Origin of the sequence: uncultured Sphingomonas sp., from assembly GCF_946477935.1 — a bacterium.
In the GTDB taxonomy this organism is placed as follows: domain Bacteria; phylum Pseudomonadota; class Alphaproteobacteria; order Sphingomonadales; family Sphingomonadaceae; genus Sphingomonas.
Window position 1 is genome coordinate 1 of the sequence record NZ_CAMLAC010000013.1, and the last position, 20,832, is coordinate 20,832.

General features: G+C 63.2%; 22 protein-coding genes. 6 read left to right on the forward strand and 16 right to left on the reverse strand.

Translation table 11 applies throughout. The features are described from left to right. Positions 1–145: 145 nt before the first annotated feature. The 13 genes from Q0U08_RS02885 to Q0U08_RS02945 are packed head-to-tail and all read right to left on the reverse strand — an operon-like array spanning position 146 to position 10,346. Positions 146–415: a hypothetical protein gene (locus Q0U08_RS02885; protein WP_298089621.1), complete on the reverse strand. Its 270-nt coding sequence runs from the start codon at positions 413–415 to the stop codon at positions 146–148. Further along, positions 415–1,071, reverse strand: coding sequence for a type-F conjugative transfer system protein TraW (traW, locus tag Q0U08_RS02890; RefSeq protein WP_298089623.1), 657 nt, complete (start codon positions 1,069–1,071; stop codon positions 415–417). Before traW ends, Q0U08_RS02885 begins: the two co-directional genes overlap by 1 nt. Beyond that, positions 1,068–1,604, reverse strand: coding sequence for a S26 family signal peptidase (locus Q0U08_RS02895; protein ID WP_298089625.1), 537 nt, complete (start codon positions 1,602–1,604; stop codon positions 1,068–1,070). Before Q0U08_RS02895 ends, traW begins: the two co-directional genes overlap by 4 nt. Beyond that, the gene (locus Q0U08_RS02900) at positions 1,585–2,250 is read right to left on the reverse strand and encodes a TrbI F-type domain-containing protein (protein ID WP_298089626.1); all 666 of its coding nucleotides are present in this window, start codon (positions 2,248–2,250) and stop codon (positions 1,585–1,587) included. The genes Q0U08_RS02895 and Q0U08_RS02900 overlap by 20 nt, the downstream gene beginning before the upstream one ends. Then, complete coding sequence (locus Q0U08_RS02905; RefSeq protein WP_298089627.1) at positions 2,243–2,605, reverse strand: hypothetical protein; 363 nt, start codon at positions 2,603–2,605, stop codon at positions 2,243–2,245. The genes Q0U08_RS02900 and Q0U08_RS02905 overlap by 8 nt, the downstream gene beginning before the upstream one ends. Positions 2,606–2,609: 4 nt before the next feature. Beyond that, a complete protein-coding gene (gene traC / locus Q0U08_RS02910; RefSeq protein WP_298089628.1) occupies positions 2,610–5,201 on the reverse strand; it encodes a type IV secretion system protein TraC in 2,592 nt (863 codons plus the stop codon). Position 5,202: 1 nt separating this feature from the next. Continuing rightward, positions 5,203–6,111, reverse strand: coding sequence for a type IV conjugative transfer system lipoprotein TraV (traV, locus tag Q0U08_RS02915; protein WP_298089629.1), 909 nt, complete (start codon positions 6,109–6,111; stop codon positions 5,203–5,205). Then, on the reverse strand, positions 6,108–6,989 hold the full coding sequence (locus Q0U08_RS02920) for a DsbC family protein (protein ID WP_298089630.1): 882 nt from the start codon (positions 6,987–6,989) through the stop codon (positions 6,108–6,110). Before Q0U08_RS02920 ends, traV begins: the two co-directional genes overlap by 4 nt. Then, positions 6,976–8,304 carry a TraB/VirB10 family protein gene (locus Q0U08_RS02925; RefSeq protein WP_298089631.1) on the reverse strand — a complete coding sequence of 443 codons (1,329 nt, stop codon included), beginning with the start codon at positions 8,302–8,304 and terminating at the stop codon, positions 6,976–6,978. The genes Q0U08_RS02920 and Q0U08_RS02925 overlap by 14 nt, the downstream gene beginning before the upstream one ends. Before the next feature lies 1 nt (position 8,305). Then, the gene (locus Q0U08_RS02930) at positions 8,306–9,112 is read right to left on the reverse strand and encodes a type-F conjugative transfer system secretin TraK (RefSeq protein ID WP_298089632.1); all 807 of its coding nucleotides are present in this window, start codon (positions 9,110–9,112) and stop codon (positions 8,306–8,308) included. Further along, positions 9,109–9,675 (reverse strand): type IV conjugative transfer system protein TraE, encoded by a 567-nt coding sequence (locus tag Q0U08_RS02935; RefSeq protein ID WP_298089633.1) that lies wholly within the window; start codon positions 9,673–9,675, stop codon positions 9,109–9,111. Before Q0U08_RS02935 ends, Q0U08_RS02930 begins: the two co-directional genes overlap by 4 nt. 1 nt (position 9,676) lies before the next feature. Beyond that, on the reverse strand, positions 9,677–9,967 hold the full coding sequence (traL, locus tag Q0U08_RS02940) for a type IV conjugative transfer system protein TraL (protein ID WP_069207811.1): 291 nt from the start codon (positions 9,965–9,967) through the stop codon (positions 9,677–9,679). A gap of 58 nt (positions 9,968–10,025) precedes the next feature. Next, positions 10,026–10,346: a TrbC/VirB2 family protein gene (locus Q0U08_RS02945; RefSeq protein WP_298089634.1), complete on the reverse strand. Its 321-nt coding sequence runs from the start codon at positions 10,344–10,346 to the stop codon at positions 10,026–10,028. A gap of 347 nt (positions 10,347–10,693) precedes the next feature. Between Q0U08_RS02945 and Q0U08_RS02950 the strand changes: the two genes are divergently transcribed. Further along, on the forward strand, positions 10,694–11,209 hold the full coding sequence (locus tag Q0U08_RS02950) for a hypothetical protein (RefSeq protein WP_298089659.1): 516 nt from the start codon (positions 10,694–10,696) through the stop codon (positions 11,207–11,209). 68 nt (positions 11,210–11,277) lie between these two features. Next, positions 11,278–11,805, forward strand: a complete 528-nt coding sequence (locus tag Q0U08_RS02955; protein WP_272781555.1) for an XRE family transcriptional regulator — start codon at positions 11,278–11,280, stop codon at positions 11,803–11,805. Positions 11,806–11,846: 41 nt separating this feature from the next. Here Q0U08_RS02955 and Q0U08_RS02960 read toward each other — a convergent pair whose 3' ends face one another. Next, a complete protein-coding gene (locus Q0U08_RS02960) occupies positions 11,847–12,797 on the reverse strand; it encodes a lytic transglycosylase domain-containing protein (protein ID WP_298089636.1) in 951 nt (316 codons plus the stop codon). Between the two features lie 108 nt (positions 12,798–12,905). Between Q0U08_RS02960 and Q0U08_RS02965 the strand changes: the two genes are divergently transcribed. Continuing rightward, entirely contained in the window at positions 12,906–14,189 is a 1,284-nt protein-coding gene (locus Q0U08_RS02965) for a hypothetical protein (protein ID WP_298089637.1), read from the forward strand. Positions 14,190–14,205: 16 nt separating this feature from the next. Here Q0U08_RS02965 and Q0U08_RS02970 read toward each other — a convergent pair whose 3' ends face one another. Both Q0U08_RS02970 and Q0U08_RS02975 read right to left on the reverse strand, forming a co-directional pair. Then, positions 14,206–14,475 (reverse strand): hypothetical protein, encoded by a 270-nt coding sequence (locus tag Q0U08_RS02970; protein ID WP_298089638.1) that lies wholly within the window; start codon positions 14,473–14,475, stop codon positions 14,206–14,208. A 259-nt stretch (positions 14,476–14,734) separates the two neighbouring features. After that, entirely contained in the window at positions 14,735–15,085 is a 351-nt protein-coding gene (locus Q0U08_RS02975; protein ID WP_298089640.1) for a MerR family transcriptional regulator, read from the reverse strand. Between the two features lie 71 nt (positions 15,086–15,156). On the opposite strand from Q0U08_RS02975, the gene Q0U08_RS02980 reads away from it, so the two are divergent. The 3 genes from Q0U08_RS02980 (at position 15,157) to Q0U08_RS02990 (ending at position 20,812) form a co-directional block, all read left to right on the forward strand. Beyond that, complete coding sequence (locus Q0U08_RS02980) at positions 15,157–16,005, forward strand: SDR family NAD(P)-dependent oxidoreductase (protein ID WP_298089642.1); 849 nt, start codon at positions 15,157–15,159, stop codon at positions 16,003–16,005. Positions 16,006–16,105: 100 nt separating this feature from the next. Continuing rightward, on the forward strand, positions 16,106–17,005 hold the full coding sequence (locus Q0U08_RS02985; RefSeq protein WP_298089643.1) for a hypothetical protein: 900 nt from the start codon (positions 16,106–16,108) through the stop codon (positions 17,003–17,005). Between the two features lie 9 nt (positions 17,006–17,014). Continuing rightward, complete coding sequence (locus Q0U08_RS02990) at positions 17,015–20,812, forward strand: SIR2 family protein (protein ID WP_298089644.1); 3,798 nt, start codon at positions 17,015–17,017, stop codon at positions 20,810–20,812. The last annotated feature ends 20 nt before the right edge of the window (positions 20,813–20,832 follow it).

Here is a 20,832-nt window from a genome sequence, read left to right on the forward strand (position 1 = left end):
GGAAACAGCCATGACCAACAGACATCGGTGACCGGATTGACGAACTTGCCGTGGCAGGTCGGTGCCGCTTCGGCTTTCGGCGAGAGAGCCACGCCGATCAGGACGATTCCCACGAGGATCACAAGATTGTGGAGCAGGCGCGACATCATTCCGCTTCCCCGATCTGCTCGAGGAATGTCCGGTCGGCGCGTTGCTTCTTCGCAATGTAGACCGTGGTGCAGACCAGGAGGGCCGCCAGCAGTGACGCGGCCGCGACCGCTGCGGGACGTCCGACGGCGCGATGCAAGGGACCGAAGAGGCCGATAACGAGCACGCTTGAGAAGCAGAGCGTCTGCCAAGCCAGCCTGAGGCGACGCAGTCCGCGGGTCTCGGGGGCGGCCATCGGCGTCCGGAGCAGATCGAACCAGAGCGGCATCAGCTCGCCCCCCCGGGCTTAACCACATGCTCGGTCACGCGCATGATGCGCCCGTCCTGGCGAACGACCGCCGGCGTGTGCTCGATGCCGAAGCGCGAGGTGAGCTTGCCCTCCTGATCGAAGTAGAACCGCCGCTTCCTGCTTGTCATCTCTTCAATCGGCGAGCCGCCGACGAATATGATCTTTGCGGCTCGGTCATCGTAGCGACCCGTCGCCCAGGCAAGCTGGTCAGGGTTGTCCCCGTCGACAAATACGAGCGCCTGCTTGACCGCCACGAAGTCCAGCGGGTTGAGCGTTTGACCGGCCGCGGCGATGAGATTGCCCTTTTGATCCCGGATGTCGCGTTCGAGCCGGACCGACGGATCATACTCCCAGGCGCGCGCAACCGATGCGGGTGAGAGACCGGCAACAGGAGTCGGCCGGCGCACCTTGGCCTCGACACGTTTGGCGAACATCGCGTTCGTGCGCGCAAGCTCGCCTGTCGCTTCGGCTCGCTTGAGCCGCGCTTCGATCGTCGCCAGCAGGTCCGTCTCGATGACCGGGAAGCTTTGGGCCGCCTGGCCATAGTCCCGTGCTTCGGTGCGCATCGCGCCCGTCACCACGATCGCCACGCCAAATAGCGCGACGCCTGCAGCGCTGGCGACAAGGCGGATCACAGCACCGGCTCCCCGACGCCGACAATCTGCCGGCCGCACACCAGACCGATCTCGGCATAGCGGCTGTCGAAGCCGTCACGATGCGGAGACCCTGCAAAGAAGCACCCCGGCGGAATCTGGCCGACCGCCCCCGGTGTGAGGGGATCGCCCGCCTTGGTCCTCGCCTTCATGCGCGCGACCGGCTCGCCGTTGATCGTCACGAGCTGCCCGGAGTGGCCGACGATGTCTCCCGGCACACCATAGACGATCTTACCGAACATCTGCGGCTTCGGTCCGAAATGGCGGCTGAGAAGCTCGGAGCGCGGAGGATCGAAGAACACATGCTCCCCCCTCTCAGGCAAAGCGTGGCGGCGGATCAGGAAGGCCCAGTTGGGCAAGGAGTCGGTCGTGTTGATGAGCAACACATGGCTGTCCCGCCAGCTGCCTATCGCACTCAGCCCGATCGAGCAGGCGACCGCGATGCCGAGCAGCGCCCAAAGCCGCTTGCGCGGTCGCCACCGAAGCGGTGGGACCTCACGGACGGGGGCTACCATCGGGCCCTCCGAAGGTCGATACTGTTGCGCCCTGCCCGGCCCGCTCGCTTGGCGCCAACGTGGCTGAAGGCACGGGTGCAGCCGGCGGAACAAGCTGCTGAGCCGCGCCGATCGGATCAATCAAACTCGGCTGGGCGGGGCGTGCCGCCAGCGCAGCCTGCGCGGCTGCCAGTTCCTGCATGCGCTGCAGCTCCTCGACGGAGGCGCGCTTCGGCACCGGCACACCGGACGCAAACACAGCTGCCTTCAGGCTGTCGGTGATATCCGGCACATTCTTGGTCAGCACCGCCTCGCCGACGAGCACCACCTGCCCGCGCGTGCTTCGTCGCTGCAGCTCCTTGTCGAGCGATGCCATAAAGGCCCGCATCTCGGCCTGCACCCGGTCTGGCGGCGACCCGGAGAAGCGTTGCGCCTCGACATAATCGCCGACAAGGGCGGACAGGCGCGCTGCCACGAGAGGCTCCTTCTCTGCCGAGGTAAGCGCGCGCGTGACCCACATGCCCCATATGATCGCGGCGAAGAGCGCGACTCCCGCGAGGATCTGGCGTCGGCTGAAGCCTGCGAAGGCCGCTTTACGTGCTGTGGGGGCGGCCGCTCCTGCGCTTGCCGGCGCCGGCGGAAGGTCGAGTTCGGTCTGTTCAGCCACGGCGACCGACTCCCTCACCACGATGACGGGGCAGAAGCTTATCCCGTCGCAGGAGGATGATCGCGCTCGAGAGGATCACATGCGCGACGGCGAACGTGTGCTGGAAGGCGGCCGTGCGAGCCACGTCCGCACCCACATAACGGCTTGTGAAATTGTGAAGCTGATGAACGAGACCGTCGAACGACAGGTCTCCCAGGAGCAGGAAGAACAGGAAGAACAGGCCCCATGTGATCAGCAGCGTCGAAACCACGACGCCCAACCCGTGAAGCATGAAGTGGAGGACAGCGCGCCAAGGCAAGGCGCGAGCGCTCCGCTCGTCGTCAGCAATCCGCACCTTGTCGATGATCGTCGCCATGATCCTACTCCGCGGCCATCGCAATCTCGCTCAATTGATCGAGATTGCTGGTCCATTTCTCTGGGTTGTCGGGGAACGCGATGCGCTCGATCGCCTCGTCGATGCTCAGGCCCTCGGCGATCAGGCCGTCAATCGCGGCGAAGGTCTTGGGGCTGGAGGAGAAGAGCGTCGCCGAATAGGGATCGAGGACGAGCCGCCCGACCGCGAGCGTGTCGGGACCCTTGATCATGATGTCGGAGTATTCGAATCCGTTTCGCTTGAGCGAGCGGAGCAAGGCGTCGGTGTAATCGTCCATTTCGAAGCGATCGTGCTTCTTGAAGTCGGCGATCGTCTCCGGCTTCTGCTGCAGGATCACGAACCAGTCCGAGTTCTCGAGCGCAGCGATCGATCCGGCCGACTTGTAATAGTCGTTCAGCGATTGCGTGGCGGTCACGAGCGACGCGCCATATTTCCGGCACGTTCTGGCATAGGTTTCGATGAAGTCGGCCATCGCCCCACCGCGGAGCATCTGCCAGGCCTCGTCGAGGAGAAGCGCCTTTGGGATCGATCGATCGAGCTTGCGCATCATCTGCTGCGACATGAACATGATGGCGGTCAGCACGACGCTGCGGAGTTCCTCTCGAGCCGACAGGTCGGAGAGCTCGAACACCGTGAGCTGCGCTTTCAGTTCGAACGACACCTGGCCCTGGAAGAACCGACCATAAGTTCCGGTCGACGAGAAAGGCCGCATCGCTATCGCGAGATTGGCAGCGAGCGGGTTGCCGGTCGCCTCGAGCGCTTCGATCACCAGATCGATCGAGCCTTCGCTGCCGTGAGCCTCCCAGACCTGGTTGACGGCGCCGTCGATCAGCCCGCGTTCCGTGTCGTCCAGCAGATTGATATGACGCGACATCTGATTGATGATCGCCTTGAGCATCGCCATGCAGTCGAGGAGGTAGTCCTCATCCTCCGCGGCCTGCGCCTGATCGATCATGGAAAAAGGATTGAGGCAGAACCCCGAGCTCATCGTGAATTCGACGAACGCCCCTCCCTGGAGCTTGGCGGAATGCTCGAACGACCGTCCATCATCGATGACGACCACCCTGGCACCGGCGCCGCAGAGCGATCCGCAAAGCTCCTGAAGGGCGACGGACTTGCCCGAGCCGGACTTGCCGAACACCGCCACATTGTGGTTGCCCGCTGCGTTCTCGAAAGGGCTCCAGAAAAACGGCTGCCCGCGCCGCCCGATCAGAAGCAGATGGGGCACCGCACCGCCCAGATATTCTCCCTGCAGGGGTGCAAGGTTGGCCGCGGTCGTCGTGAGCAGCGTGCGCATACGCTTCATGCGCTCCAGGTCTTTCGACAGGCCGTTGGCCATCGTCATCGGCATGGCGCAGAGCAGGCCCATCACCTGGAGGTAGCGGTCGTCGAGGAGGTCCCAGCCAGCGGCACGATAGATGGACTTCAGCACTCGCTCATGGCTGTCGCCCTTGCCCTTCGGTGAGAAGGACGTGACGCTGAAGAACACCCGGACGAGCTTGCGACCCTGCCGGATCTCCTCATTGACGTGTCGCCACTCCTGAGACTGCTCGCGAAGTTGGGGCAGGAATTTCGATGACTTGGAGTCCGCCAGGCTCGTCGTCCGCATAAATTTGTAGCTGGCTTTGTTGGTGGTGGCCTGTGCATCGGGAAAGTCGATGCAGAGGTTCGTGGCGACGGGGCACGGCATGCGCAGCTTATCGGTGAACATGTCGCCTATCAGCCGCGCGACATCCCAAGGGGCCCAGCGGTTCGGGAGGTTGCGAACCGAGAAGGATCGGACGTCGAAGACGTCGGGATAGATCTCGCCGATCTCGGGCGCGCCTTCGAGCGTTTTACCGGTGGGCCGGAAGCGCTCGGTGCGCAGCAGCATGCGGTCGGGCTCGACGTTCAGCTCTATGTCCCGCCGGATCGCCTGGTCGGCGATGGGATCGAGGGGATTATAGCTGACCGCATCCTCGCCCGCCGCGGTGGTCGGCGAGGTGATGTCGTCGATCCAGCTGATCAGCGCAACGGGGTCCATCTTGCGGGCCGAGACATTGATCGACTGAAGCGCCGAGATGATGCCTTCCATCACCGAGACGATCTGTTCGACCGAAACGCTCGAGGATTCGGGCGTGGAGTATGAGATCGCCACACGGTGGTTGCGGAGGCAGAACGGGGCATCGGCAGAAAGCGATGCCCACACGCCATTTGTCAGGAAGTCGACGCGGTGTTTCGCCATGCGCTCGTAGACGCCGCGTGCCGAGTATCGCGGCAGATACCATCTCGAAAGGCGTTCTCCGACCCGCGGCGACATCCACTGATGAAACTGCAGGCATCCTGGCGCCGGAATGCCTTCCGAAAGAAACTGCGCGAGGATTTCCCCTGTGCGCTCGTCTGCGCCGACCAGCGGTGCCGCCTCGATCACGAACCCGCGTGACGCGCTGTTGTAGAAGATGCCGGTTTTCGGATCGTAGCTTCGATAGGGCAACCAATGCGCGAGCATCGGAACTCCTAGGTCCGGCCGCTGCGTGTCCGGCCGTTTGCTGTCGCCGAAAACGCCGGCGAGAAGATCGTCGAAGAAGCCTTGACCCATGTTAATTGTCCTCCGGTCCGGTGCCGGGAAAGCCGGGGGCTTTAACCGTCGGCTTCGGGGGCGGCGGCGAGCTGGCGGGCGCGGGCGGCTCATCTCCGGCGGCGGTCGCTATGGCGGCGTTAGCCGGAGGTGCCTGATTCTCCAGGCGCCCCGCTACGCCAACTTTGTCCCTGTCGAGGTCACCGCTCACCTTGGGCGCGATGGCCGCCGGCTTCGGCCCTGCCGCGCCCCCGGCGCCAGGCGCGGGTGGCGGCGTGCGGCCCGCCTTGGGGACTAGGCGAGCCGCAACCTCGGATTTGATGGCTGCCACCGGGTCCACAGCGCGAGCGCGCGCGGCCGCGACGGCAGCGGGATCGGGAAGGTCCGGATCGACTGCAAACGCAACGCCTCCGTGATCAGCGCGGTCAACCGCATCGGCGAGCGATTCCGCGGGCACCGGTGCTCGCGACGCATTTCGATCGGGCAAGCTTGTCGAGGTGGCCACCACCTCTTGGTGCCATTCGCCTCGCTGGACCACCGCGTGCACGGCGCTTGCTTCATGTAGCCGCCCCCTATCATCTATGTACGGCTGGAAGACGATGCGGAGGACGCGCTCCTGGGTTCGCCGAGGATCAGCCTCGCCGAGCGGCAGCGGCTGAACGGTGGAAGCCTTCCGGGAAACGCTGGCCGTCGATACCTGAGCTCGGGAACCGCCCGCTGGCGACAATTCCGGACTGCCCGCGCTGTCCGCGATCATGGCGAGAGCGCGGTCATCGATCGATGACGAAGGCGCGCAGATGCCGTCGGGAGCGGAGCAAGAGAAGCTTCCCTTCACGTTCCCGCCGAAGGTCGTGCACCCGCTGAGCGCAGCCAGTCCGACGACGCCGATGAGAGCTCGTTTGCGAGCAGACCGTGGATCGTGCGCACTCACGACGTCGCACCCTTCAACCAAGCCTCGAGGAACTCTTTGGGCCGGTAACCCTCGATCACTTCTCCATCGCCGCGAACGATTATCGGCGTGCCGTTCAGGCCGTGCTTTCGTGCGAACTTCTCATTGGCATCAAGGCCCGCGGTATTGCACGGACTGGGTGCCTTGACGGGCTCGCCGGCGTATGCCGCGTGCAAGGCCTCTTCCTGGTTCTTGGAGCAGTAGACCCGGTCTGCGATGTCGCGGCTGCCGAGCACCGATATCGGCCGCTCGACAACCTTCACCTCCATGCTGCGCAGGACGTTGGTCAACGCCCGACAGTAGCCGCAGCGAAAGTCGGTAAAGACGGTGACCGTGTGCTTCGCGGACCGGTTGCCCCACACGATCGCGCCATCGGCCGGCAAGCTCGCGAGATTCAGCGCCGCTGGCTTTGCTGGGGCGGTGACCTTTCTCGCGCCAACCGCCGCGCTGGAAATGCCCGCATCAGAGCTGCCGGCTTCATCGGCGGCGGCGTTGGCTTTCGCCGCCCCGCCGACCAGCATGTCCGGGTTGATCTCCAGAAGACGCGCGGCTGTCAGGTCCTGACGCGTTTCCATGTCATAGACCCGGCCGATGATCAGATAACGCGAGCCGTGGTTGACGTAGAATAGGTTCGAGCCTGCGGTGACCTCGCACAGGCCGTCGATCTTTTTGCAGTCGACCTTCGTAAGCTCGGTCTTGGGCAGCCGCGTTTTCAGCAGGTTCACGACCTGCGTTTCCTCGACTTTGGCCGCATCCGCCGCGAGCGCGATGCCGGCGATGCCGAGCGCCCCGATCGCCAGGATTGCAGGAGCGGAACGGGCGACGGCGCCAAGCCGTCGTATCCGATCAGTTACGGACATAGACACCCTCCAGGAAAACGATCTCAACGTCGACGCCCGTCGGCATCTCGATGACCGGTTGATATTGTTCGGCGCGCTCGATCAGGTATTTCGAGACATCCTTGCCGGCCTCGGCAGCGCCGCCGCCGAGCGCGCGCAAGCCAACGCTGCCCAGATTGGGGGTACGGTTTAAGCCGCCCTCTCCATTGTCGCTGATGGTCGCCAGCGGCTGATTGAACGCCGAGTTCAGCGCATTGCCGCCGCCGCTGACTAACCCGGCGAGGAACGCCTGCATTGCAAGAGACCCCTCGCGGCTGACAACCCGACCGCGAACGCCGGTCTTGCCGCCAAAAGCGATGAAGCCCTTGACCTCGGACACCGCGTAGCGGCCGCCCGGCTGCGGGCACGTCATCTTCTGAAGTTTGACGTAGACCTTCTCGCTGGAGAGATCGCCGCGTGCCGCGCCGTTGATCAGGCACCCTTCGATCTTAGTCGTAAGAAGACGCCCGTTTTGATAAACCGAGCGCGCAGGTCCCGTGACACGGAGCACGACCGGCAGAGGGTCCGTCTGGCTGTTCACGCCGGCGCTCGCATCGACGCCGACGATGACCTTCGCGCTGGCGAAGCTGTTCGGCGGGAGGTAGTTGATGCTGTCGGTGAAGGTCGTGCTTCCCTTGGCGATCCTCGTCGCCGTACCGCCATCGGCAGTCTGGAAGCTCACCAGCTTGACCTCCGCCCCGCTACCGGCGGCGGACAATGCCCGCGTCGCGTCTGGACTGTCGGGTCGCTGATAGCTCTGCGTCCCGCTCGGTCCATACATCGCGCCGGGCCCCGGCGCTGGTGGCGTCGCCGCGCGGGCCGACGCCATGTCCCGTCGAAGCTGATCGTTCTCCTGCTGATAGGCTGACAGCACGCGTGCGCCGTCGGCCTGCATTGCCTGATTCTGACCCTTGAGCAGCTCGACCTGCTGCGCGAGCTGGTCCATGCGCTGCTGCTGCCCGTTCACAGATTTCAGCTGGTTCTCGACCGACTGCATCTGATTTTCGGAGAGCGCCATCCACTCCTGCTGGTTGAGGTTCTTGTTGACCATGTCCTTGGTCGACACCTCGACCTTGGTAGCATCGTCCACGGAGGCGCCCGATCGGTCGCCATCGTCACCGAATATCCAAAAGGATGACGCGACGAGTCCCACTCCGGCGACGCCAGCCAGGAGCATCCGCTGCCGCTTCCGCACGCTGTCGTTCGTGGCGAGGTCACTAGAGACGGGGGACACGCCCTCATCCGAGGTGCTGTCGAGTGGCGCGCGCTTGCGCCTCAGGAGATCGCTCAAAGCCATGTCATTGCCTCCCGTTCGACGAGACGAGGTAGGCCGTCGTGACCTTCCCGGGATCGAGCCTTGGTTCCGCTATCGACACGGCGAGCGCGCTGGCGGGTGCCACGGCCGCTTCGGTCAGCGTGACCGCATCGCTGCCGCTGTTCTCAATGCGGAGGACGCGACCGGTGAGCTCCGCCCCGCGGTACTCGGCGATCATCTGAACCTTGAGGTTGCCGACGTAGACCGGACGCAGCGCGCGCTGCCGCATCTCGTAGCCATCGACGACCTGATTGGCATACATCGCCTGCACCAGTTCGACGGCGTTATCCTGCGGGCTGGCCGCTGCGATCCGCGGTGAGGTTTCCTCCGCCTTGTCCTTCGCGATCGCAGGGTTCGAGATGAACACCTGCACAGCTTGATCGCCCGCAATGCGGCAGACGAACTTGTAGACATAGCCGCGCTTGCTGGTGCCGAAAAAGGAGAGCGCGTGGCGACCGAAGCCATCCGGCACCGACAGATATATATCCCCCCGGACGGGCTCGTTCACGACCGAGAAATCGTCCTGCGGGTTTCCGGTCGAGATCTTCGAGACCGAGGCGAACTCGTCCTCGACGAGGCTGATCCGCGTCAGGTCCTTCGCCGAGGCGGCACAGTCGACCTGGCTTCCATCGGAGGCCAGGACGGTCTGATCGGCCCAGGCTGGCCCGGCGATGAGCAGCGCGGCGACGGCGACCAACGACGCGCCGAAAAAGCGGCTGACAAAGCAATAGTAGCGGTTCAGGAGGGCAACGCCTGTCGCGGCGCTACCGATGGCCAAGACCGACATCACTGATCCCTCTCCTTGCCGGTGGTCACCATCCCGAAGCCCACAAGCTTCAGAGAGAGGCCGGAATATTGCCAATCGAAGCGGAAGGTCCGCCGGTCCTTGGCGATCACCTTGTTGCCGACGATCGTGTGGAGATCGCCAGTCACCGTCGACCAGAGATTCTTCGGGTCGATCTCCATCGTCTGGATGGTGAAGAACTGCGCGATCGACGAACCGCGCTGTTCGTTCACAATCTTCATAAGATCGGCGCGAACCCGACCTTGAGCACTGGGCGCGGTGATCTCGAGGACCGACTTCATCCAGTATTCGAGGTTGGACGGGCTGCGATCGAGCGTCAGTACCGCAACGTCCCGTGTGATGAGCTCAAGATACTCTCTCGACACGCCAGCGCTGCTCACGGAAAGCGGCGAATGGAGCACCGGCTGCAGGACGACTTCCCGATCACGGGTCGCGGTGACGAGCAGCAGGATCGCGGAGAGGATGCTCAGGCCGACGGTCGTCACTATCAGCAGGTTGCGCTGCTTAAGGACCCGCTGGCTCTGGGCGTGGGTGTAGGAGATCTCCATCTTACCCCGCCATCAGCCGGAGGTAAGAGGGTGGCGTGGCCTTCATGCCGGTGAACCCGGCCGGAAGGTGCCAATAAGCCATGTGAAGCAGCCACGATGCCGCCCGACCTGCCTTAGCCTTCTTCAATCCCCACCAGCCTGCGCCCGCAAGCAACATGCCAAGAAGGATATGCTGAGACAGGATTCCCCAAACGAATGGGATCACCATCGCCAGGAATTCATCTAGCGTCCACAGCCCGATTAGCTCAGGGTCGTCTAGATGAGACGGTATGACGTACTTGTCCGCAGCCATTGCACCACCCCCTCCAAGAGCCGGCCGGATCTGCTAGTCCGACCGACCGTCGGACTCGTCAGATCGTTGCCGTCACGGTCGAGGTGACGATCGGAATGCCGGTGCCGGCGCCCACGCCCACGCCGACCGGGATCGCGATCTGGCCCATGGAGAAGCGGCCCGAAGCGAGCGCCACGATGCCGCCGGCAAGCGAAAGCACGGTGATGATCTTGCCGCCGGAACCCTCGAGGAAGTCGGTGAACTTCGTCAGCGCGGTGTCGAACGTGGTGTCCGCTCCGGCGAACGCCGGCCCGGCAAGGAAGAACAGCGCGAACGCCAGCGCGAAGAGGGCGAGGATCGCCAGCTCCGCGCGGCCGCTGTATTTGAGGACAGACTGCATGAGAGTTTCCCTTCAAATCGAACGCGACTGTTTCCGCGCCCATTTGAAGGGTGACCTTCCCCAACGGTGACCGACAACAAAGTTTCCGTCACCCACCCGGGATCAACTCGCTTTATACAGCTTCAGTTGTGGCCACCCCGGAAGTGCGGGGCACCCTGCCCCGTGCAACCGGGCAGGGTGCCCCGATATCGCGGGCGCTGCGCCCCTCGCCGCGGGCATTGTGCCCTCGCTCCGGGGCGCGGCTCGATTATTGCGGCTACGCATAAATGAGAGTAGATTCGCAGCGGTCGATCTTCGGATCGGACTGGTCGGCACGGTAGCACCAGGAAGCGAGCGGGTTGGCAGAGGTGGCTGAGGAGCGGTCGGAGATCGATGCTGTGAGCGCGGATCCGCGACGGATTCCGCTCGAAATCTCCGAGCACTTCTTCCGCCTGACGACCGAAAGCCTGCGTCTGCATGCTAACGAGACGATGCAGTATCAGACGCTCGATGGACTGTTGGATCAGCGAATCTTTCGCGATGCCGTCCCGGTCGATCAACAGGTCGATACGATTCAAGAGCATCTCTCGACCGTTCCCACGGGCGGCGACATCAAAATCTACGTGAGTATCGCCAAGCCCAGTGCCGACAACCTAGCTGCCTTGAAGTGCCAACTTGATGAAATGCTTGGCAGAAGCCTCACATTGGCGGACACCATCTCTGTCGCGCTGTTCAATTACGTTGTCGGACAGAAAGCGGCGGGAATTCTGCAGCGCCTGTGGTCTCGTGACGCAGCGGCCGAGGCGGAATCGACGGCCAGTGGCGGAAACGTAGTCCGGCTTCGCGCCACTTCCATCCAAAACGGTGCTGTTGCAGTGAGATAGTCGACCTTGCCAAGGCTGGGCGCCTATGGTTTCGTCGGAGCCCTAACCTAGGAGAGGGGGCTCGGTGCATGTCTTCCCCTGCCCGGATCGAGGCGTCGGAGGACGCCGACAATTCGGTCAACAGCAACCAGCGGGACTTCATCCCGCTGATCCTGGAAGCCATGTCCGAGAAGAACGTGGGGCAGCGGAAGCTCGCTCTGCAGGCCGGTATCAGCAAAAGTCGCCTCGGTCTTCTTCTACACAGCGATCCCAAGAAGCGAGCCACGATGTCGCTGCGGGAATTTCAGCAGATCCTTGACGCCCTCGAAATCAACATCGTGCAAGCAATTATCACTGTCGAAACTTACCGCGACCAGCGCCTCTTCCACGACGAGCGATTTGCTACCTCGATCGCGATGTTGACCGAGCTGTTCCAGGGCCTTCCTTCGATGCTTCTTTCCGCGCTGGACGAGATCGAGGGTATGGACGGCACGGAGGTCCGGAAAGAGTGGGCTGGGCCCTTACGCAAAGCGCTGGTCGAGAAGCTCGTGAAGGAAGTCTCGGCCGTGATGGCGCGCCGGGACTATCTTTCCGAGGTCTCGAAGATCGGGCTGTAGCGCGTACAATTAAGCCCTTCATCCGCGTTCAAAGCGTTGCCTCAGAACGAGGATACCAACGCGATTCGCCCGGATGATGGGGGTGCCGGGAATGGCGCTCCGATGGTCGCTTGCACCGTCGCGACGCGCGGCACGCCTGCCAACCGACGCCAGTTGAGAAGGACATTGTCGACATAGTCCAGCGTTTCGGGAATCCTTGGAACGGCGCCATTGCGGATACGCCCCGGTCCGGCATTGTAGGCAGCAAGAGCAAGATGAACCTGGCCGAAGCTGTCCAGTTGCTGTCTCAGGTAACGTGCGCCTCCTCGCAGGTTCTGTTCGACATCGTACCGGTCGACGCCCAGCCCTGCGGCCGTCCCCGGCATCAACTGGGTCAGCCCAAAAGCCCTCTTTTTGGAGAATATATCGGCTTGGTAACCGCTCTCACGGATGATCATCGCATCGAAGAGCCCTACCGGGATCCCATGCTCACAGGCGATGTTGCTCATCATGGCATAGTAATCAAACCGGCGCTTCTCGACATTCCTGCTCAGGAATCCAGCCGGTCGGTAGCCGCTCGCCGTGCACCTAGGTGTAAAAGGCATCGTCGCAGTCGCGAAGGCGAGAGGTCTGCCCATCCATGCGGGTATCGCGATCGCCGGCGGCGGTCGGAGCAGAGGCAGATCGGCACCATCCGGAGCAGTCTCTCCCCTTGGTGAAATGGCAGCCGCATCCGGTATTGTGCCTGCTGAGGCGAAGCTGCTCGCCATCTCGAAAGAAACCCAGCGACGGCTTAGATCGTGGGTTCGGAAGGAATGGACCATGGCGCCTTCGCCCTCCGCCCTAAACTCGCCAGCCCCTGCCCCCTCGTCTCGGTCGACCGGCTGAGCAGCGAGCGTGGAGGGCATCGAGATCACCTCGACGGTTCTTCCGGATCGAGACGGCTGCGCCTGGGCCTGAACGCCGCTGAGAACCGCAACGACGGCAACGATGCAGAAGCTACCAATGCGCATTCGGGTCTCCAGTCCGGTCGAGACCGGAAGTGGAGATCATGCGAATTGCGGTTGTCAATCCTGCGGTTCGTGTCGAGCATCGAAGACAGTCCTCGAACAGGCTGTGCCATGTGGTTGATCGATCGCCATACCGACGGGCTTTGTGGAGTCCGCATCCCCCTGCCGCGGCCACTTCGGGCGGCATTGGTGAACTGGTACAGCGGCGAGGGAACGCGCGACGATGAGGAGGCTGGCATCACGCTCGTCCAACAAGCTCGCATCGGAGACAAATGGCTGGCTTGTGATTGTCTTGGAGCCGATCGGCCGCCGCCCATCCTCACGCCCGCTTTCCTCTCGGAAGCCGAAACATACTATCTTCGTCGACTGACCAGCCCGAAACGGCCAGAGCATCTCCCGGATTGCCCTTTTTTTCGCGATCAGGTGACCAACCGTATAACGCAGACGCGCAGCGCGCAGACTCCAGCCGATCCGCCCAGCGGCTACTTCGAGGTCTTGCGGCCGGCGCCGGAGAAGCTCGCCCAGCGTCCCGACGATGACGGTGGAGATGACCGGACCCGAAGCGCATCGGTCCCGCGCCTCGCTAGGCTCTTGTGGCGGTTGCTTGCCGCCAGCCGCCTCAATGTTGCTCCGCCGCTTACCGAAGAGCTGGTGGAGCGGTCGATCGTTGATGAATTTCGCGCGCTCAACCGAGCTGCCACTCACATCGATATCGCGCCAGGCATCGAGCTCGGCCGGGCATTCTGGACGCACGGCCAGGCTCTACACAGCCGGCGCGCCTATGCCGGCATCCGTGCTCTCGCGAGCCAATGGCCCCGCGGGCACGCTGCACAAGGGTTTCTCACCGTCTTCGCCTCGGAATTCAAAGGCTCGACGATCTATCCGGCCGGATGTGACCCGATCAGGGTCGCCAATCGCGTGCAATCGCCGGCGGTGCTGAGCAACCCGGTGAAGGGGCCATATCTCGTAATCGTCGTCATCGGGGAATATCCGGAAGCGAGAGGCTTTGCGCCGCTGAGGGCGTACGCGCAGCCGATCTTCTCTGGCAATCGCTTCGTCCCTGTCGAAACGGAGTTCGAACGACGCATCTTGAAAGCGCTGTTGGACGCAAGAAAGGCTTTCGATCGCGACGGGGTCGATGTCGCGATCGAAAAGCCAGTCTTCGATCGGCTCACTCCGCTGGGATCGTGCCGGCCGAATTTCCTTTGCGAGGCCAGGTCACGGTCGACGGGCGAAATCCGGCAGGTGATCGTTCAGGCCGGAGACGTCGAAATCGAAGAAGATTCCGCACTTGAGCGATGCCTGGAGCAGATCGCTCCCACCGTCACGATTGAACCAAAGGATCTCAAGAACGGCCTGGTCTATCGCCGGTTGGTCAATTGCCTCGGTCAGTAGCTGTGATGTTGCCGCCTCAGGCCCAAGTCAGAGTGGCGGCGAATGAGCCGACGATCGCCAGCGTGACGGGAGTGGATAGCAAGTACAGCTTCTGCCACCGCCACCACGTCCGGGGAATGAACAGGACCGCACCCCGGAGCGACCGGAATTCACTCCATGCCTGTTCGCGGTAAAGCTGCACGGCCGTTGTCATAATCGAGAGGACGACCGCGAACGCACAGCACAGCCCGACTGCGACATAGAGCGCCAGCCAGTTCTCCATTTCGATCGGCGATAGGTGAGCCATACAGCCTCGCAAAACCTCACTCGCGCGTAACGGCTCCTGCTATGGTCCGTTCCAACCTTGATCTTCAATTAGCAGCGAGCCCTCGTACGCGGTGAGGGATGCACCCCGCAGTTCGAGGGCGTCGCTTCCGGCTCTCATGTTTTAACCTTCAATCTATGTTGCAACTCATGGTGAGTCAGGTCGCGACCGCATGGACGACCCCAACGTGTCGCTGCTCCCCACGCCAAATTGCGTTCGAGAAGTTGCCTCGAGGCCGCAATCATCCGACGCACTGCAACTCCTCCAGCAGCGCGGCAATCGCCAGTTTCTTGACGGTAGCAGCTTCAATCAGCTGATCGACCTCAATACCCTTCCGGCGCAGAGCCGTAATGATGGTTGCCGGGGATAGTGTCGCTCCAACGGCCTCCGGCGCTGCCTCCCTAATCTCCGCTAACGTAAAGCCCAAGCGCTTCGCCTGGTCGACGAACCGGAGTGTAGCAACGGTCCCTTCCCCATAGCTGCGGTAGCCGTTGTCCTCTCGCGGCACTTGCGGCAGCAGCCCCCGACCTTCGTAAAAGCGGATGCGTGACACTGAGACGCCGGAGCGCGTCGCGAGTTCGCCGATACGCATAAGCTCTTGACCCTCTACCTAGGTTGAGGGTTCATAGCGCGAGCTCTCAATTTTCTCCAACGAGAGCGGATATGGACAGCAAGACGATCATCATCACCGGCGGTACCGCAGGAATCGGCCTCAGTGCCGCGCGAGCGCTGGCCGCAAGGGGGCATCGTCTGATCGTGCTTGGCCGCAACAAAGCGCGGGGGCAGAAAGCCATCGCAAGCCTGCTCGCTTGCCAGCACGGCAGCCACCGCTTCATCTCAGCCGACCTCTCCCTGGTCGCAGGTGCGCGATCGGCAATTGCCGAGATCGAGGCCACTGAGCACATGATCGATGTTCTGGCCAACAATGCCGGGACTTGGTTTCGTCATCGGGCGCTGACCGCCGAAGGGATCGAGCGAACGGTTGCGGTCAATCATCTGTCCTACGTCGCAATGTCCTTTGGGTTGAAGCGCCTGCTGCTTGCGGCGCCAGCTCCACGGATCATCAACACCGGCTCTTTTGTCTATCGGCACGCCCGTTACGATCCAGCCAACCTCCAGGCGGAAAGACGCTTTTCCACCAACGCCACTTACGCCGCGACCAAGCTTTACAACTTGATGTTCACGCGTGCGCTGGCGCATCGCTGGGCGAAGACCGGCATCACGATCAATTGCTTCAGCCCGGGGTTCGTAGCGACGGGGTTCGGGCGGGGCGAAGGTGGTTGGCTTGAGCCCTACTACCGGTTTGTTCGGCTATTCGCGATCTCTCCCGAGCGGGGCGCCGAAATGCTGATCGACCTTGCTGCCTCGCCACATACGGCTGTGCTAAACGGCGCCTACCTAGAGAAGGGTCGTGTCCGTCACGTCGGCGGCGTCGCCGCGAACGCTGCTCAATGTCACGAGCTGCTAGAGTGGAGCGCCCGCTTGGCCGGTTTCGACCCCGCGCGCACCTAAAGGCTATCGATTGTGCGAACCTCAACAGAGTCACCATTGCTCCGCTTCGCGGTTCAACTACAACTGCGAAGTCTAGGGACAAGGTCGGCATTTGCGTTGAATGGTTACTCTGCTCGCGGACACGAACGCGTTACGTCATCCTGGCTTAAAGGCCTACCTGCAAGCGTCGCGCGACCATGCGATCGCGCTGTCGGACCTCATGTTAGTCGAGATGCGCAAGACCAGGGCGCTGTCGACGTCTCGGGAATCGCTGCAAATCGTCGCACATTATCCGCAGCAATCCTATGCCCTGCGCCGCACCCACGAGATGCTAGGCGAAAAGATCACTTCCGCAGAGCAGAGCCACGTCCTGTTCGACTATGAGGCCACGGCCCATCTGACAGATCTGTCTCGCCGGCTGCTGACGCTGCCGCCGCCAGCCGGCCTCGCCAAGGAGATGGCGCAGCTCGAGGCTGACGCACAGCTCATCGTGGCTCGGCTGACCGAGGAAGTGGCCGCGCTCGAGCCCGGACTGGTGTCCGCGGCACAGGACTTCACGCCGGCCGAGCTAACGCAGATTCGCACTATGAAGGACGTGACGGACAGCACGCGCCGCAAGCTCCTTGATCTTCTTAAAGAGACGACCGGCGGGTTCATCTTGCAGAACCAGGAGCCCCGCCGCCGCGCGCCGATGCTGCTGCGCGACACCATAGGCCAGTTCGCCTTCCGTTACTCGTTGTGCATGCTTCTTTACTACATGGAGTGGGTCCGCATCGGACGACAGACGGGCAAGAGGTTGCCGCTCCGCGTCAACGACGTCGTCGACATGCAAGTCGCCGCCATGGGCACATACTTTAACGGCGTGCTGAGTGCCGACAGAAACCTTCAGATCGTCTCCAACACCGCGCGCGGTGTATTGCGCGGTTTCGGCGCCTATGTGGGCGAGGACTGGCGCTTGCCGCGACCACCTCAGGAGACCGACGACGCCAACGGCGATGCAAGCCTGATCGATCCGAGTTAAACCTCTGCCATGCGCTTCCTTGCCAACGGTCCCTCGATTCCCGACGATCTTCTGATCGCGCGCGACGCGGGTGACGTCATCTTCTTCTGCGGCGCCGGCGTCTCCCGCCACCGCGCCGGGCTGCCCGACTTTCTCAAGCTCGGCGGCGACGTGATCGATCTCCTCGGCGCCGGCGACAAGAGTCTTGCCCGCAAGCTGTTCCGCCGGATCAATGAGCTCGACCCGATCGACGGCGTCGGCGGACTGATCGCCACCGATCGCATCTTCAGCCTGCTCGAACGCGAGTTCGAACAACGCGATGTCCGGAACGCCGTTGCGCGCGCGATCAAGCCTGCGGACGATCCAGACCTCAGCGCGCACCGAACTCTGATCGACCTGTCGAGCGGCCGCGACGGAACGGTCCGGCTGGTCACTACCAATTTCGACTTGCTGTTCGAGGCAGCGGCGCCCGGGCTTGCCTGCTCCGGACCTCCGGTCCTGCCCGACCCGCGCAGCGCCGGCTTCGGCGGCATCGTTCATCTTCACGGGCGCGTGGATGCCGATTATCTCGGACCGGGCGACGAGGAGTTCATTGTTTCCAGCGCCGACTTCGGTCGCGCCTATCTGTCCGACGGCTGGGCGACGCGCTTCATGCAGTCACTGCTTGCCCGCTTCCAGATCGTCTTCGTCGGCTACGGCGCCGACGATCCGCCAGTTCAATATCTGCTTGAGGCGCTGAATCTCCACGCCGGCAATCGCAGCCGGCTGTTCGCCTTTCAGCCGGGCAGCAACGCGGACGACGCGGCGCTTTGGGAACATCGGGGTGTGCGGGCAATCCCATTCGACAGCAGCCAAGGCTATGATCCCCTGTGGGACAGCCTCGCGGCCTGGGCCGAGCGCGCGCGCGACGTCGATGGCTGGTACGCCAGGCTGATTGATATCGCGTCCGCAGGGCCCGCCGAACTCGATCCGCATCTGCGCGGCCAGATCGCCCATATGCTATCGACCCGAGAAGGCGCCCGGCGTGTCAGCATCGCCGAGACACCGCTGCCCGCTTCATGGCTGCTCGCATTGGATCCACGCCAGCGGTTCGACAAGCCGGGTCTTATCGACCCCTATGGTGAATCCGGCGAGCGGATCGATCCTTATGAGAAGCTGGCGCTCGACTTCGACACGCCGCCGCAGCCGGTCGATGAGGACGACGCTTTTCGCGACCGGAAGGTGCCCGATGACACGTGGAGCGCCTTCGCGCCCACCCGCTTCGATCAGGAGGACGTACAGGAAACGGGGTTCGGCGACTTTTACGGCCACCGGGCAAATCTTGCCGGACCACTGAGCACTCGCCTCCACCATCTCGGCATCTGGTTTCACCGCGTTGCTCATCAGCCGGTCGCCCTATGGTGGGCGGCCGCGAACGGTCCCCTCCACCCGCGCATCGTTGAGATGATCGAAGCATGGCTCCGCCAAGACCCGGATCGTTGGCCCGACGACATCCGACGCGGCTGGCGCTTCCTGATCGCGAGCTGGTCCGATCGCCGGGTGGAACCCGACCAAGGCTATTTCGAGCTCAGCCAGCGGGTGGCGCGCGAGGGATGGTCAGAAGCGCGCGTACGCGACTATGCAGCCCTCTTTCGGCCCCGACTGAAGGTCGACCGCAAGTTCGGGGTGCCGCATCCGCTCTCCTGGTCCGACAGCGACCGCCCGAACCCGCTGGTCGCCTATGATGTCGACTATCCGCATCCCTACGAGCTGCTGACCATTCCCGACGATCAGCTTGCCTATGCGACCACGCGCTTCCGCGAGAACCTCGACCTCGCCCGCTCAATCGAAGCCGAGATCTCCGGGCACGACCATGTCCATATGGAAACGACGCGGCCAGACGACGGCGCTCCCCCCATAGCCTATGACAGCTATGGGCTCACGGGCCCGATCGCGCTGTTCCTCCAGCTGATGGAGCAGCTGGTCGAAGTCTCACCCGAACTCGCCCGCAGCGAGATCGCCCGATGGCCGACGGACGATCAATATATCTTCGGGCGCCTGCGCATTTGGGCGGCGAGCAATCCGATCGTACCGCCGGGGGAAGCGGCCGACATCCTGCTCGGCTTCCCCGACCACACGTTCTGGAGTTCGGAGCAGCAGCGCGACCTTCTCTATGCGATCCGCGACCGCTGGCCAGACTTCGCCACCGAGGATCGGACGCGATTTGAGCATCGCATCCTCACTACGACATTTCCTTGGTCCGACAGAACCCGCGGCGGAAAGGCCCGCGCGGCGGCTCATTATCGGCTCGATCGCCTGCATTGGCTGTCACGGCATGATGTCGCTTTCTCGTTTGATGTCGAGGCGGAAATGGCGGCGCTTCGCCCGATCGCGGAAGGGTGGTCGGAGCGTTCCGGCGAGGAAGCGGCGGACTCGCACGCGCCAGTGGTGCGCACCATCGACACCGACGCCGATCCGCGCGTGCTAGAACAGGTGCCGATCAGTGAGGTCCTCGAACGAGCCCGGCAGGCGGGCCAGTCCGACTTCTTCGACTTTGTCGAGCGCCGCCCGTTCAACGGCCTCGCCGAGCAGAAGCCCGCACGAGCGCTCGCAGTCCTTACGGATGCCGCGCGCAAGGGCGAGGTTCCGGTCTCCTTCTGGTCAGCCTTTCTTTATGCCGAGACGCGCAAGCATGATTCTATAAGGCTAACGCAGGCGATCGCCGGCCGCCTCGCATCCCTGTCGCCCGATGCACTTAGCACCATCGCCTATCCGGCTGCCGAATGGCTTCAAGGCCTGGGCGAGCGCCTCTTCGCCGAACTCGCCGCAGTGCTGGACTGCCTATGGGACCCACTCATGGCAGCGCTGCCGCTGCGCGACGACGACCGCAAGCACCGCGTCGACAGCAGCTGGGCGAACGATGCGCTGAACGCGCCCGCCGGCAAGCTCGCCAGCCTGCTCATGAAGGACCCGTCGACCAAGGGCCTCCCGTTCGGCCAAGGCTTCCCCGAAGATTGGACGCGCCGCCACGAACAGCTAATCGCGCTGCCGGGCGACATGCGCCGGCACGCGCTCGTGATGCTAGGATTCCAGATCAATTGGCTGTTCGCCATTGCCCCTGACTGGACCAACGCAAATCTGCTTACTGTGGTAGATGACGAGGGCGATGATGGCGACGCGCTGTGGGACGGCATCCTCTGGGCGGCCCGGGCGCCGAGCCGAACGCTTTACGAGCGCCTGAAGCCGGGACTTCTCGCTCGGGCCATGTCGCCCATGCGACGCCGCGCCGAAGCCAATGTCATCGGCGGCTTCCTACTGATTGGCTGGGGCGGCGATCCCGATGCCGATCCGCCCGCGCAACTCGTCACCAGCGCAGAGCTGCGCGAGATCCTCGTTGAGAGCGATGATGATCTGCGCGGACAGATTCTGTGGCATCTTGAGCATTGGTCAGCGGACCACGAGGCCAAGTGGCGTGCGCGCCTCGTCAGGTTCCTAATCGACGTCTGGCCCAATCACCGGGCCCTCCGGACCCCGGAGATATCCACCCGCCTCGTCGATCTCGCTTTGGCTAGCGGCGATCTTTTCCCGCAGGTCGTGCAGGCGATCTTGCCGCGGCTGGTGCCGGTGCGAGGCGGAATGCTGCGTGGACTAACGCTTCGCTCGGAGGTCGGAAGCCATCCCGCGCTGGTTTATCCCGCCGCGATGCTCGACCTTCTCTGGGCGACCCTCGCCGAGGATGCGACGCTATGGCCGTATAAGATTGAAGAGGTGCTGGACGTGCTTTCCGGCAGGCAGGAAACCCTAGCCGACCCCCGGCTATCGGAATTGCGTCGTCGACGCGCTGGCTAATGGCGCTGCCCGTTTTGTCA